General features: G+C 70.2%; 11 protein-coding genes and 1 pseudogene. 7 read left to right on the forward strand and 5 right to left on the reverse strand.

Annotated features, from left to right (window positions below):
• Window positions 1–27: 27 nt before the first annotated feature.
• The gene (locus WDV86_RS04010; RefSeq protein WP_339566309.1) at window positions 28–681 is read right to left on the reverse strand and encodes an NTP transferase domain-containing protein; all 654 of its coding nucleotides are present in this window, start codon (window positions 679–681) and stop codon (window positions 28–30) included.
• Between the two features lie 37 nt (window positions 682–718).
• Window positions 719–1,564, reverse strand: coding sequence for an aldo/keto reductase (locus WDV86_RS04015; RefSeq protein ID WP_339566310.1), 846 nt, complete (start codon window positions 1,562–1,564; stop codon window positions 719–721).
• 333 nt (window positions 1,565–1,897) lie between these two features.
• On the opposite strand from WDV86_RS04015, the gene cysK reads away from it, so the two are divergent.
• Window positions 1,898–2,827, forward strand: coding sequence for a cysteine synthase A (cysK, locus tag WDV86_RS04020; protein WP_339566311.1), 930 nt, complete (start codon window positions 1,898–1,900; stop codon window positions 2,825–2,827).
• Between the two features lie 113 nt (window positions 2,828–2,940).
• Window positions 2,941–3,492 carry a serine O-acetyltransferase gene (gene cysE, locus WDV86_RS04025; RefSeq protein WP_445262934.1) on the forward strand — a complete coding sequence of 184 codons (552 nt, stop codon included), beginning with the start codon at window positions 2,941–2,943 and terminating at the stop codon, window positions 3,490–3,492.
• Between the two features lie 614 nt (window positions 3,493–4,106).
• On the opposite strand, the pseudogene WDV86_RS16195 reads toward cysE, so the two are convergent.
• The 3 genes and pseudogenes from WDV86_RS16195 to WDV86_RS04040 all read right to left on the reverse strand — a co-directional run.
• Window positions 4,107–4,673 (reverse strand): annotated as a pseudogene (locus tag WDV86_RS16195) (flavodoxin family protein); the annotation flags it as partial.
• Between the two features lie 67 nt (window positions 4,674–4,740).
• The gene (locus tag WDV86_RS04035; protein WP_339566314.1) at window positions 4,741–5,667 is read right to left on the reverse strand and encodes an EamA family transporter; all 927 of its coding nucleotides are present in this window, start codon (window positions 5,665–5,667) and stop codon (window positions 4,741–4,743) included.
• A 188-nt stretch (window positions 5,668–5,855) separates the two neighbouring features.
• The gene (locus WDV86_RS04040; RefSeq protein ID WP_339566315.1) at window positions 5,856–6,929 is read right to left on the reverse strand and encodes a PAC2 family protein; all 1,074 of its coding nucleotides are present in this window, start codon (window positions 6,927–6,929) and stop codon (window positions 5,856–5,858) included.
• 519 nt (window positions 6,930–7,448) lie between these two features.
• Here WDV86_RS04040 and WDV86_RS04045 point away from each other — a divergent pair.
• From WDV86_RS04045 to WDV86_RS04065, 5 genes are all read left to right on the forward strand, one after another.
• Window positions 7,449–7,736 (forward strand): hypothetical protein, encoded by a 288-nt coding sequence (locus tag WDV86_RS04045; RefSeq protein ID WP_339566316.1) that lies wholly within the window; start codon window positions 7,449–7,451, stop codon window positions 7,734–7,736.
• Window positions 7,737–8,286: 550 nt separating this feature from the next.
• Window positions 8,287–8,769, forward strand: coding sequence for a hypothetical protein (locus tag WDV86_RS04050; protein WP_339566317.1), 483 nt, complete (start codon window positions 8,287–8,289; stop codon window positions 8,767–8,769).
• A 2,434-nt stretch (window positions 8,770–11,203) separates the two neighbouring features.
• Complete coding sequence (locus WDV86_RS04055) at window positions 11,204–11,854, forward strand: hypothetical protein (RefSeq protein ID WP_339566318.1); 651 nt, start codon at window positions 11,204–11,206, stop codon at window positions 11,852–11,854.
• A 166-nt stretch (window positions 11,855–12,020) separates the two neighbouring features.
• Entirely contained in the window at window positions 12,021–12,794 is a 774-nt protein-coding gene (locus tag WDV86_RS04060) for a hypothetical protein (RefSeq protein WP_339566319.1), read from the forward strand.
• A 33-nt stretch (window positions 12,795–12,827) separates the two neighbouring features.
• Window positions 12,828–13,832 (forward strand): SMP-30/gluconolactonase/LRE family protein, encoded by a 1,005-nt coding sequence (locus tag WDV86_RS04065; protein WP_339566320.1) that lies wholly within the window; start codon window positions 12,828–12,830, stop codon window positions 13,830–13,832.
• Window positions 13,833–13,890: the final 58 nt, after the last annotated feature.

Genomic DNA, 13,890 nt, shown 5'->3' on the forward strand with positions numbered 1-13,890 from the left:
TCCCGGTCAGAGGTCGGATGGCAGGGGTCAGGCACCGGTCGGCTCGTCGGTGGTGGCGCTGACGCCGTCGAGGAGGCGCCGCGCGGCGGCCAGCCCGGCGTCGTCGTCGACGTCGAGGAGCGCGCTCGCCGCGACCGGGACCTCCACCACCTGGTGGGCCGCCAGCGACTGGAGCAGCGCGCGCGCCGGCGCGTCGACGAGGTCGGCCGGGTCGAGCCGTACCAGGTGCTGCGCCCGCGCGGCGAGCACCAGGTGCTGCCGGCGGCCGTCCGGCGCCAGCGCCACGGCGGCGACGACGCCGTCCCGGACGGCGGTGCGCAGCGACGGCAGGGCGGCCGCCGCCCAGGGGGCGTCGCCGGGGACGACGCCGACGAGCCCAGGCGCGCCGACGAGGGCGCGGACGCCCGCGAGCACGGCGGCAGCCGGCCCCGCGCCGGCAGGCTCCTCGCGCACCACCGTCACGTCGGCGTGCCCGGCGGCGGCCAGCTGGGCGGCCCGGCCGGGCGGTCCGACGACGACGACGGGCGAGCGGGGCGCCACCTGCCGCACGCCGTCGAGGGTGCGGCTGAGCACGTCGCGACCGCCGAGGTCCTCGGCCAGCTTGTCGCGCCGCAGGCGCCTGGAGCCGCCACCGGCGGGGACGACGACGCCGAGCGCGTCGCCGTCCCCGCCGGTCAGCACGGGCCCACCCGGTCGAGCGGGTCCTGCACGGAGCTGGTCAGCCGGGGATCATGTCGAAGGTGTCGGGGTGGGGGCCGGTGCGCCCGTCCTCGCCCTTGTCCAGCGCGGTGATGCGCTCGACGTCCTCGGCCGTGAGGCCGACGTCGAAGATGTCGAAGTTGGCCCGCACCCGCTCGGGCGTCACCGACTTGGGGAAGATGATGTCGCCGCGGGCGATGTGCCACGCCAGGGTCACCTGCGCGGTGGACTTGCCGACGCGGTCGGCGATCTCGGTGATGACCTCGTCCTTCAGCACGCCCCCCTGGGCGATGGGGGACCAGGCCTCGGTCGCGATGCCGTGCTCGCTGCCGTAGGCGCGGACGGCCTCGTTGGTGAAGTACGGGTGCACCTCGACCTGGTTGACCGCCGGCACCACGTCGCACTCCTTCGCGAGGCGCTCGAGGTGGTCGACCTGGAAGTTGGAGACGCCGACGCTGCGGGCCCGCCCGTCGGCGGCGAACTCCTCCATGACCTTCCACGTCGAGACGTAGTCGCCGTCGTAGCGCGTGGGCAGCGGCCAGTGGACGAGGAAGAGGTCCACGTGGTCGGTGCCGAGGTCGGCCAGCGTCTGGTCCATCGCGCGGCGGGCGTCGTCGGGGCGGTGGAAGCCGTTGTTCAGCTTGCTCGTGACGAAGACGTCCGAGCGCTGCAGGTCGCTGGAGGCCAGCGCCTCGCCCACCTGCTTCTCGTTGCCGTACATCTGCGCCGTGTCGATGTGGCGGTAGCCGGCGGATAACGCCTCCAGCACGGCCTTCTCGGTGTTCTCCGGCTCGATCTGGAACACCCCGAACCCGAGCTGGGGGATCGCGACACCGTTGTTCAGCGTGATCGTGGGAACAGCCACCGTGCTTCTCCTTCGCCTCTGCTGCAGTGGTGCGCCGGTCGGTGACCGAGGTCGTGACCTCGGCGTGACCAGCTCGTCCGGGACAGCAGCCCGCCGCGCCGGTCTGTTCCCCTGCGCCCCGCCACCGGCGGCGTCCCAGCTCGTGAGACGGCCGGCCCGTGGGGGAGCACGGGGCCTCGGGTCAGGGTTGTGCCGAGGCGACGGCGAGTGTCCCGGTCGGGATTGTCTGGCACGCTCGTCGGCCGGCACCTCGGCGCGATTGAGGGCCGGGCAGCAGCCGAAGACCGCGCCCGCGAGGGCACGGTGCAGCCGAAGACCTGAGGAGCAGGACCCGTGCCCATCTACGACGACGTGACGAAGCTCGTGGGGCGCACCCCGCTCGTGCGGCTCAACCGGATCACCGACGGGGCGGGCGGGAGCGTCGTCGCCAAGCTGGAGTTCTACAACCCCTCCAGCAGCGTCAAGGACCGCATCGGCGTCGCCATGGTCGACGCCGCCGAGCAGTCCGGTGAGCTCAAGCCCGGCGGGCGCATCGTCGAGGCGACGAGCGGCAACACCGGTATCGCCCTGGCGATGACGGGCGCGGCCCGCGGCTACCAGGTCACCCTCGCCATGCCCGAGACGATGTCCAGGGAGCGCCGCGCCCTGCTGCGCGCCTACGGCGCCGAGCTGGTGCTCACCCCCGGCAGCGAGGGCATGCGCGGGGCGGTCGCCAAGGCCGAGGAGCTGGCCTCCGCCGAGGGGTCGGTGCTGGCGCGCCAGTTCGCCAACGCGGCGAACCCCGAGATCCACCGGACGACGACGGCCGAGGAGATCTGGGAGGACACGGACGGCCAGGTGGACGCCGTCGTCGCCGGCATCGGCACGGGCGGCACCATCACGGGGATCGGCCAGGTGCTGAAGAAGTACAACCCCGACCTGCGGGTCGTCGGCGTCGAGCCGGCCGAGTCGCCGATCCTCAACGGCGGCCAGCCCGGCCCCCACAAGATCCAGGGGATCGGGGCCAACTTCGTGCCGGAGATCCTCGACACCGACGTCTACGACGAGGTGGTCGACGTCGACGCCGACACCTCCGTCACCTGGGCCCGTCGGGCCGCCGCCGAGGAGGGCATCCTCGCGGGCATCTCCTCGGGCTCGGCGTTGTTCGCCGCGGTGCAGGTCGCGCAGCGGCCCGAGATGGAGGGGAAGACGGTGGTGGTCATCGTGCCGTCCTTCGGCGAGCGCTACCTCTCCACGATCCTCTACAGCGACCTCATGGAGTGACGACGAGCGTGAGCACGACGGCCGAGCACCGCAGGGCCACCGCGGCGGGGGTCGCGCCCGACCCGGCGTCCGTCCCGCTCGCCAGCGGCGCGGCGCTCGGCTGGCGCACCCGGCTGCGGGAGGACCTGGAGACGGCGGCGCGACGTGACCCCGCCTCGCGGGGGCGGGCCGAGGTGCTCCTCGCCTATCCGGGGCTGCACGCCGTCTGGGTGCACCGGCTCAGCCACGGCCTGTGGCGCCGGCCCGGCGGCAAGCTCGCGGCGCGCGTCCTCTCTCACCTCTCGCGGGCCGTCACGGGGGTCGAGATCCACCCCGGCGCGCAGATCGGCCGCCGCTTCTTCATCGACCACGGCATGGGTGTCGTCATCGGCGAGACGGCCGAGGTCGGCGACGACGTGATGATGTACAACGGCGTGAATCTCGGCGGTCGCAGCCTCGAGCGGGGCAAGCGCCACCCCACGCTCGGCGACGGCGTGACCGTCGGGGCGGGCGCCCGGATCCTCGGCGCCATCACCGTGGGCGCGGGTGCTCAGGTGGGGGCCAACGCCGTCGTCGTCAAGGACGTGCCGGCGGGTGCTGTCGTCGTCGGCGTCCCGGGTCGCGTCGTCGAGCGTGCCCCCGCCGCGGCGGCCGAGGACGACGTCGACCCGGCCATCTGGATCTGACCCGCCGACCGGGGACGCGCAGCAGGGTGATCAGGCGCTGAGCACCCTGCTGCACGTCCCCGGTCGGCGCCAGGTCAGGACGCGGCGCCCAGGCGGCGTCGCCGGAGCGCGTGCAACCCGGCGGCGAGCCCGAGCGTGAGCAGCACGACGGCCGCGAGGTAGAACGGCAGGAACACGAAGAGCAGCGCCGCCGTCGAGGACTCGCTCGTGACGAAGCCGGCGAGCATCGTGAGCACCAGCACGAGCAGCACGACGACGCCGACGGCCAGCACCGGCGTCCCGAGCGTGAGCCGCCGTCGGACGAGCATGACGACGGCGCCCATCCCTCCGATGGGCACGAGCTGGAGCATCGCTACTGCGAGCAGCACCCCAAGGCCGGCCCAGCCTCCTCCGTCCTGGAAGGACATGTCGCTGGTGAAGAGCCCGCTCCCGTACAGCAGGCCCGCCACGAGGGCGACCGCGGTGGTCGCCACGACGCCCAGGAGGCTGGTCTCCGTGCGGTCGGACGCGCGGGGGGTGGGGGGCGCCGTGGTGGTCATGGGGTCACTGTGCCCCGCCGGCTCCTGGCTCGTCCCGGAATCAGCGGAGCGGGACGTCAGTGGTGCGCAGCTCGTCAGGCGCCGGCTCACCGTGACGGCCCGGGTGACCAGGTGGTCGAGGGCGGTGTTCGTGACGTCCTCGACGGGTGCGTCGTTGCCGCCGCCGGTGACGTGGCCGACGCCGTAGGGGTTGCCGTCGACGAACTTGCTGCCGTCGGTGTAGCCGGGGCTCACGACGATGCCGCCGAAGTGGTGGATGGTCGTGTAGAGGTTGAGCAGCGTCGCCTCCTGGCCGCCGTGCAGCGTCTGGGAGGAGGTGAAGCCCGCGTAGACCTTGTCCGCCAGCTGGCCCTGCGACCACGGGCCGCCGAGGGTGTCGAGGAAGGTCTTGAGCCGGCCGGACACGTTGCCGAAGCGCGTCGGCGTCCCGAGCAGGACGACGTCGGCCCAGACGACGTCGTCGGCCGTCGGCTCCTGCGGGCGCTCGTCGGAGCCAGGAGCCCCGGCGGCGTCCTCGCGGCCGACGGCGCGCAGGCGCACCTCGGCGCCCAGGCCTTCGGCGGTCGCCGCGAGGCGGCGGGCCATCGTGTCGACGGTGCCCGTCATCGAGTAGTAGACGATCGCGACCTTGGTCTCGGCCATGGGTCCTCCTGCGTGCTGGGCGACGCCCGCACCGGGCGCCGAGATGTGTGAACGCTTGACTACCTGGTCAGCGTAGACGAGCGCGACGTCGTCCGCGCCCTCTGCGGGAGGTGGTGCGCGACACGTCCTCCGGACGGGCGGGCGTGACGTCGCCCCGGCGCCGGCTCAGCGCGACGCCGGCGCTCGCGGCGCTGACGAGCCCGAGCGCCACGAGCTCGACAGGGGCCAGCCCCTGCCGCAGCACGACGAGGCCCGCGAAGGCCGCCGCGAGCGGCTGCAGGCTCATGAGCACCCCGAAGACACGGGTCGGCAGGCGCCGCAGGGCCGCGATGTCGGCGCCGTAGGGCACCACCGAGGACAGGACGGCGACGGCCAGCGCCACGAGCAGGAGGCCCGGCCGCTCGACCACGACGAGCGCGCCGCCCAGCCCGAACGGCGCCACGAGCACCGCGCCGACCAGCAGCGACACGGCGAGACCGCCGGTGCCGGGGACCTGCCGGCCCACCCGGGCGCTCGCGAGGATGTAGCCGGCCCAGCAGGCCCCCGCCGAGGCGGCGAGCACGAGCCCCACCGGGTCGAGGTCGGCGCCGTCACCCAGCGCCCGCACGCCCAGCAGCACGACGCCGGCCAGCGCGAGGCCGGACCACAGCAGGTCCTGCGCCCGCCGCGCCTGCACGAGCGAGAGCACGAGCGGCCCGAGCAGCTCGACCGAGACGGCGACGCCGAGCGGCAGCCGGTCGAGGGAGAGGTAGAACAGCCCGTTCATGCCGGCCATCGCGACGCCGAGCAGCGCGCAGCCGCCGAGGGCCGCCGCCGACCACGTGTGCACCCGCGGGCGCAGCAGCACCGCGAGCAGGGCGCCGGCCAGCAGCAGCCGCAGCAGCACCACGCCAGGGGCGCCGAGCGAGGGGAAGAGCGTGCTCGCGAAGGCGCTGCCGAACTGCACGCTGCCGATGGAGACGGCCATGAGCAGCGGCGCGGGCACGCGGTCCACGGGCCCAGCTCCCGGCGCCGACGACGACCCGGCCGGGCTGCTGGACGACGAGGGGTGGCTCACCGCTGCTTCCTACCCCGCGCCGGGCACGTCATCGACCCGAGTGCCCGGTCACCGGGGGGATCGCTCGGCCGCGCGCGCGAGCGCGGGAGCACGGCTGAGTGTCCCCGGACGAGGGGCCGACGACGTCAGGCCGGTTGCGGCGGCGTCTCGTCGTCGTCCGGCCCGCCCTCCGGCTGCTCGGTCGCAGAGCTCGACCCCTCGGCCTCGTCGGCGGAGCCGTCCACGACCGTCGTTGGCCCGGTCTCGCGCACGGGCCCCCACGGGCGGTCCCGCTCGTCGCCGGAGGCGTCGAGCCCGCGTAGGTAGGCCTCGAGGTCGGCGGCGAGCTCGTCGCCGTCGGGCATCTCGTCCTCGGGCAGTGACGGCGAGGGCAGCTGCGGGCCCTCCAGGGCGCGCCCGGCGAGGGTCGCGTCGTAGGCGTGCTCCATGGCGACGACGGCGCTGCGCGTCTCCTCGTCGCCGGCGACCTGGCGGTCGACCTCGGCGAGCACGGTCCGCCCGGCCTCGGGCAGCGAGCCCGAGGGCAGGTCCAGCCCCGCCGTCTCGCCGAGGGCTTCCAGCAGCACCACCGCGGCGGGCGGGAAGTCGGCCTGGGAGAGGTAGTGCGGCACGTGCGCGGTGAAGCCGACGGTCGGCAGGCCCGCCTGGCCGAGGCGCTGCTCCAGCAGGGCCCCGACGTGCCCTGGCACCTCCACCTCGCCGATCCAGCGCGGGCGCCCGGCGATGAGCGAGCGGTCGCTGGCGTGCGGCGTCAGCCCGACGGGACGGGTGTGCGGCGCCGCCCACGGCACGCCGTGCAGACCGACGGCCATGCGGACGCCGAAGCGCTCGGCGAGCAGCTTGACGGCGGCCGTGAAGCGCTCCCACTGCAGGTCGGGCTCGGGCCCGGAGAGCACGAGGAAGGCCTTGCCCTGCCGGTCGCGGACGGCGTGGACGACGATCTCGGGCATCGCGACGGCGTCGAAGCGGTCGGTGCGGAAGGTCATGCGCGGGCGCCGGTCCCGGTAGTCGACGAGCTGGTCGGCGTCGAAGCGCGCGACGGGCTCGTGCTCCAGCTCGCCCAGCAGCGTGCGGACGACGAGGGAGCCGGCCGAGCCGGCGTCGACGAAGCCGCGCAGGGCGTGGACAAGGACGGGGGCGTCGCCGGGGGTCAGGTCGGAGGTCTCCAGGACCTCCAGGAGCTCAGCAGGGTCGCGCATGCCTGAGGCAACGCTCCGGGCGGCGCTGACCATCCCTGAGCCTGGCCGGCATGCCCCTGTCGGCGGAGCAACGCCTCCGGCGGCGCGAGTCCGCCGAGGCGTCGTCGGTGCCGTCCGGATCTGGATCCTGAGCGTCAGGTCACAGATCAGTCACGGAGTGGCAACTCCGCGGACGGGCGGAGGGCGCGACGATCATGCTTCGCGCTGTCCGGTCACCTGAGTGCCGGCTACGTGAGAGTCGTTGTGCGCCATGTGGTCTGTGGGCGATCGGGTCGATCGGTGGCGCGCGGCGGGTGGCCTGGCAAGGGTTGGTCGGGCGGACGGCCGCGATGGTGATCTCGGCGGGCGTGACAAAGCACCCTTTCGGCATTCACGGCCATCGAACCCACAACCAGCCCCGCCGACGTTTTGATCACCGTCAGCACCAAATTACCAGAAGGGGGTGGCGGCGAGGTGATTGGAAGGAGGCGGCACCGGCCCCCGGCAAGAAATAATCTGGTGACAGTGCGGTGGCCAGTCGTGCTCTTCGACGACGCACACTGCGCCTACTTCTGTCGGTCGGCAAGCGAGCTCGATTCTCTCCTTGAAGGCGATACGTCAGACATCCTCGGCATCTACGACGCGGGAGGGGACTCCTTCGCCGCCTCGTACACCTCTGGGCAACTAGAATTGAGTCGTACTACCGAAGGCGCGACCTTCCGGCAAATGATTCTGGACGCTTTAGGCCGTTATGGGGTGAGTAATCATGCCTATGACGCTCCAAAGGACACTTTGCTGCTCGAGTTGCGGAGGAAGTTCTTCGGCTAGTCATTTGCGCTGCTGCGGACGGAGTGGAGGCGGCTACATCACTGGGTGCGCGGAATCTATAAGGTCCGCCACGGTGACAGGAGTGGCTACCTGGACATGGCTGGGGTGCCTTCTGTGGGGGTGGCAAGCTTCTGAGGTACGGCAGCAAGGCGCTGAGGAACTGGCGAGTGGAGAGGGCGCCAAGGGGCGTCCCGGGCATGGGAAAGCACAACTGCGGAAGCGAGCTGCATCCTAGGAGCGCGTCTTTTGAGAGAAGGTACGTCCGCCGCTACGAGAGTGTCGACAGGACGTACAGCCTGTGCTCTACGGGGCACTACGCCGCCAACGGCCATTTTGATTGGCGCAAGAACAGGCGGCGGTGATCGATGAAAGCACCCGGGCGTCTCCAAGGATTGCTCGGCTCTTCATGGAGCACGAGCGGCTGCGACGAAGGCGGTGACCAGCAGTGACTGACGAAGCACACGGGATCCGTGGATCTCGAAGACCAGTAGTCTTGACGCGTCCCCTCAATCGGTGGGGCGGACTAGTCGGAGGATTCGGGCTGACCGCGATGCTCATCGGATCTGACATCGCCCATCTGTGGTCGATCGATCCGGACTTTCCTAATGAGACTCCCTGGATGGCCTTCCGTGACTATGCTGGTCCTATTGGGATCCTGCCTCTCATCTTTGTCACCTTGGGTGCGCGGCCGAGAGTCGACGTCTTCGAGGACAGGCTCATCTTGCGAAACTTGATCTTCGACCACACGGTGCCCCGTGCGGCGTACGTCGGTGTCAAGGATGGACTTCTGGGGTACGTGAAAGTTGTGACGACAGACCGCTCCCTCTATGCCTTCGGACTAGAGCAATGGACTTTCGAGGGGGCGCCGCGGGAGTGTGAGTTGCTGCCGTCCTTCTTCCTCGACACGGACGCGGAAGGGCCGACTCCCGTAGAGAAAAGACTGCGGCGGCCTGCATGGTATAAAGTAGTGATCTACGTATCACTCGGTGTCTACTACGTTCTGGCGCTGAGCATCGGCACCGTCGGGGCCTAGTGTCGGGCTTCTGTTGTCCTCACCATGGCTTGCTGTACGCAAATCTTGGCTGACCCTTCATGTGTGAGCCGCTGCGGACCCCGACTTCCAGGGGGCTTTTCGTCCGTGCGGTGGACCGGAGACGCATGCCCGGCCCCTGGCGCCACCGCCACGGCCAGCACCAGCTGGCCTCAAGTCGCGTTCCTTTACGCCGAGGCGACGCTTGTCCGAGATCTGCCACGGCATGCGCGGGCATGGCTGGCGGGGACAGAGAACTAGTACGTCGTGCCGTTGGACCTGCTACAAAGCAGATGTTGCCTACGGGTGCTGTTGACTGGAGGGGGATAAGTCTTCGTGGAAGGAGATGGGAGAAGTGATGACATCCCTGGCGGCTGCGATGCGTATCGCCAAGGCTCCGGCGCTTCAGACGAGGGGCGTCCCCGTACAACCCGAAACCACATCAATGCGGCACTGAGTGTCTTCGGTAGCACCGGCGCATTCGCCTTGGTTGTCGGCTTGGACTGGCTCAGTTTTCCCCCCCGAAGGAGTCGCATATACTGGCGTCTCGTATCTCGACATGGTCCCACAAGTGCTGTGGTTCGTCGCCTTCTCGCAGCTCGTCTTAGCAGTCGGTGTGCGGCCTTGCGTTGAAGTATGGCCAGAAGAAGTGATAATTAGGAATCCGTTGCGGGATATAAAACTTCCGTTAGGGTCGGTGGAGGACCTAGACTTCGAGTCCGGGACGTACTTGCGGATCAGGGCAACGGATGGACGCTCCTGGAGGGCTTGGGGCTGCGAACGCTTCAACCAGAAGACGCAAGGCCGCCTTGCTCGTCGACTCGACGCAAACCTCGACGAGGCGGCGCATTCCAGTGGAGACGGAGGGGCGAAAAGTGCTGTCTCCGTGACGTGGCGGCGACCAGAGTGGTACGAGGTCACCCTCTTCCTGCTATGGGGGGCATACCTAAGTCTAGCCTTTGTTAATCTCTTCTGGCGCTAGGCGGCGAAACCTAGGCAACCCGAAATGTCACATCGCTTCTTCGTATCTGCGGTCTGGGTCAGGAAAGCATTATACAAGAATGGTGGCCGCAAGGGCGACCCCTGCGTCGGGCCCATCACCCTGGGCCATGACCGCACCGACGTCATCACCACCATCACCCAGGCCTCGGCATCCACCGCCTTCGGTGACGACGCCGCCGGACGCCGTGCCACCGACACCACCACCACGACCACCGGTGGCACCACCGAGACGGCGACGATCGCCCGGCACTTCGGCTCCCCGGACGACAACCCCACCTGGACCCTCGACACCGCCTCGAAGCCCGGCGGCGGGACCACCACGACCACCACCCGCTACCTAAAATCCCTCGGCGGCGACCTGTCCGCCACCCACCACCACCCCCGACGGCCCCCAGGACTCCCTCACCCTGGCCAACCTCCACGGCGACATCGCCACCACCGCCCCCCTGCCCGACCTGCACAGCCCAGCCCCCGGCATCACCGACTGGTCGACGTGCACCGAGTACGGCACCCGCACCACCGGCGCCCCCGTCACCGCCCCGAACTACAGCTGGCTCGGCGCCAAGCAGCGCGCCGTCACCACCACCGGCCTCACCCTCATGGGCGCCCGCCTCTGCAACCCCACCACCAGACGCTTCACCTCGACCGATCCGGTCGCCGGGGAGATGAGTGTTCTTGCAACCACCCTAATGACCCCGTCAACGTATTTGACCTCGACGGGTGCGCCATGTCGCGGATGCGCTTCGACATGGGTGGCTCGGGCCCGATGAGATCCGGAGGTATCGGCATGCCGAGAGGCTCGCGGGCAACTACTTACGCACGGGGTGGCCGCGGCTCGGCCAGGGCCACGGCGGCAACGGAAGATGCATCAGCAATCAAGGCGTCCCGACCAGGACTTGCGGTGACTATCTTTCGGACATCCGCGGACAGGCGCAACGTCATGCTCGCACGATGAGGTGCCAGGGATGGAGGGAGGGTCTGTCAGACGTAAGAACTGGCAAGTATGGCGATCGAGCTCATATTGCGGTCACGGTGCGAGCCAAGTGGGGGAGAACCAACGAGAGTGAAGCAAGGCAATTCATCACGCGAGAGGAGTTGCGGTGCCCGTCGCCAGTGACTACTACTGCATATTCAATGTCGAGCATTCGCCGAGGGGGTTGCTCGTGCGCCTCGCAGTGCGGGCGGTGAGTCGGCAAGAAGCGCGACGCAAATTGCGCGGAGCTGGCGCGCCGCCTTTGAGTCGGGCCACCGCGTACCGCGACAACGATAAGGAGATGATGGCGGTATTCCAACGGCACCCTGACGCCGCCTTCCTGTGGTGCTACCTCGACGAGCCCATGGGAGACGGCAATGAGTGGCGGCCGGTGAGCGGAGATGCGTCTAGCGGATCCGGCCTGGTCTCTGACGTTGAGTGAGGTGGGTAGGAGTGTTCCCGATGGGTGAGCAGCGCGGCGATGCCGACCGCGAAGTGGAGTCTGAGGAGTACTTGCCGACGCTTTCTGTCGAGAGCGGCGCAGCTCTGAGAGCGGGAAGTGCTCACTTGCTGGAGCACATCGCTGCTTTTACAGACACCCTTCTCGGTCTCACCGAGTCAGTGACTGACGTGGCTAGGGCCTTTGACGCGTCTGGTGAGATGTTTCACGCCTTGGAGCGGTGGAAAGGACTCGCGTCCCAGCATAGTGGTGTCGACATCATGGACCACGAGGGCGATGTTGACGAGTGCGACGACGACGACTCTTTAGATGAGGATACTGCTGGCGAGGGGCTGGTCACCGTCCTTGCGCGTTGGACCTTCGAGGAAGTGGCGCCGAGGACGCAGGGGAATGCCCCCTTCCGTGAGAAGGATGCCTACGATACTGCTCAGCGGATGGCCGCAGCCCTGGCCGAGCGAGGCGAGTGGGCATTCGACCTGCAGGGTTTTTCTCCTGTGGGTGGGGTGCGACTGATCATCGTCTCCGCCGACGATTCTGGTGCTGTCGAGGGCGAGGGGGACGGCCCGATAGTCGAACTGAGGGGGCCGGTGGTGCGGACGGCCCTACGTGCCGGTGTAGTCGTTTGCGCGCGTGATCAGTTTGACATCTTCTAGTGGCGTGCTGCTTGGCGCAAAGAGTATCTCACTCTATTCATTCGAGATGAACGTGGCTTGGAGGCTTCTCGCGCCGGCGCTGCCCTCCGGCGCCACTTAGGCGGGCTTAGAGGCTCGCTCGCCCCGTGCTGGCTATGCCCGTGAGCCGAACACCTCGAAGAGGGTCATGTCTGTCACCGATGACATCTCTGAGGCGCGAGGAGGTACATCGAGTGCAGGACTCTCCGAGCTGGCGCAGCACAGAAGTGCACGGGTGCGGGTGGAGGTGGCCGGCAACCCGCACGCGGACGACCAGACCTTGCTCGCCCTCGCCGGCGACGCTGCGCCGGTAGTCCGTCTGGCCGCGGCCGCCACAGGCAGGAGCAGGGCGCACGGCACGGTCCGAGCTCTCGCCGCGTCCCCGGACTGGCGGGTGCGCGAGGTCGTGGCCGGTGGTGAGGCCGAGAAGACGGAGGCGTCGACGCTTCCGCGTGACGTACAAGCACTCCTCACCGAGGACCCGCGCTGGCAGGTCCGCGTGTGCATCGCCGAGCACACCCAGCACCGAGACCTCCTCACCCGCCTCATGGCGGACGCCCACCTCCGAGCTCGAAAGGCGTGCGCCCTCAACCGACGGCTCGAGGAGACCGACCTGGAGGTCTTGCGGGCGGACCGCAACGGAGAGGTCCGGGCGTGGGTGTCGTGGAGCTCGGGCCTACGGGGGTGGAGGAAGAGCCGCGAGCAGTGGCTGCGTGAGGCCCAGGACCGCAGTGCCGACGTCCGCTGGACCGCCCTCAACCACGGCGACGTCCCGCGCTGGGTCGTCGAGACGCTGGCTGACGACCCCGACGAGACCGTCCGCACCCACGCCCAGCAGAGGTCGCAGCAAGGCCTGTCCCGGCTCCGCACCCCTGGCACCCCCTTTCCCGCCGCTGCCCCAGAGGCGCCCGCCGACCCGTGACGTGGACGTCCCCCGGGGCCAGACTCCCTCCCCATGGACACCAGCCGCCGCCCCGAGACCCCGCAGGCCGGCCCCCGCCCCGGACCCGCGCCGCAGACCGTCGAGGCCGGGTCACCAGACCCGGCCCAGCCGGCGGTCGGGCTGCGGCTGCAGGCCGAGCAGGTGACGGCGCCGCTGTGCTACCACGGCGAGGGCCCGGTCTGGGACCAGGCCGCCGGCGCCGTCCGGTGGGTCGACATGCTCCACGGCGACCTGCTGTCCTGGACCCTCCCCACGGGCTGGGACGGCGAGCCCGCGGCCGAGGGAGCCGTCGAGCGCCACCACCTCGGCGACGTCCTGGCCTGCGTGCGGCCCCGCGCCGGCGGTGGCCTCGTCATGGCCCTCGAGCGCTGCTTCGCGCTGCTGGAGGACGGCGAGCTCGGCCGCACGCCCCCGCGGCGGCTGCCCGACGTCTGGGACGACCCGACCGTCCGCTTCAACGAGGGCGCCTGCGACCCCCGCGGCCGCTTCTACGCCGGCTCGATGGCCTACGACCAGCGCGAGGGCGCCGCCTCGCTCTACCGCCTCGACGAGGACCACTCCGTCTCCGTCGTTCTCACCGACCTGACCATCTCCAACGGGCTCGGGTGGGAACCCGGTGGCGCCTTCGCCTACTACCACGACACGCCCACGCAGGTGCTGTGGCGGCTCGTCGTCGACGACGACGGGGAGGTCGTCGAGCGGACGGCCGTCCGCGAGACGCCGGATGAGAGGGGCGGCCCCGACGGGCTGGCCGTCGACGAGGAGGGGTGCGTCTGGGCGGCCCTGTTCGGCGGCTCGGCCGTCCAGCGGATCTCTCCCGACGGCGAGCTGCTCGCCGTCGTCGAGGTCGGCGTCGGGCAGGTGACGGCGTGCGCGTTCGGCGGGCCCGAGCTCGCCGACCTCTTCATCACGACGTCGGGGGAGGACCTCGACGAGGACGAGGAGCCGCTCGCCGGCGCGCTCTTCCACGTCCGCCCCGGCGTGCGGGGGCTCGCCGTGCCGCCCTTCGCCGGCTGAGCGCACCCCGCCGTCAGACCCCCCGCTTAGACTCGACGGCGTCGGCCGACGGGTCGGG

Source organism: Pseudokineococcus sp. 1T1Z-3, from assembly GCF_037482365.1.
GTDB lineage: Bacteria > Actinomycetota > Actinomycetes > Actinomycetales > Quadrisphaeraceae > Pseudokineococcus.

Bases quoted from the DNA above. Each gene is read 5' to 3' on its own strand.
- WDV86_RS04060 (WP_339566319.1), top strand. From the start codon at position 12,021: ATGTCTGTCACCGATGACATCTCTGAGGCGCGAGGAGGTACATCGAGT.
- WDV86_RS04065 (WP_339566320.1), top strand. From the start codon at position 12,828: ATGGACACCAGCCGCCGCCCCGAGACCCCGCAGGCCGGCCCCCGCCCC.
- WDV86_RS04050 (WP_339566317.1), top strand. From the start codon at position 8,287: ATGCTCATCGGATCTGACATCGCCCATCTGTGGTCGATCGATCCGGAC.
- WDV86_RS04055 (WP_339566318.1), top strand. From the start codon at position 11,204: ATGGGTGAGCAGCGCGGCGATGCCGACCGCGAAGTGGAGTCTGAGGAG.
- WDV86_RS04040 (WP_339566315.1), bottom strand. From the start codon at position 6,929: ATGCGCGACCCTGCTGAGCTCCTGGAGGTCCTGGAGACCTCCGACCTG.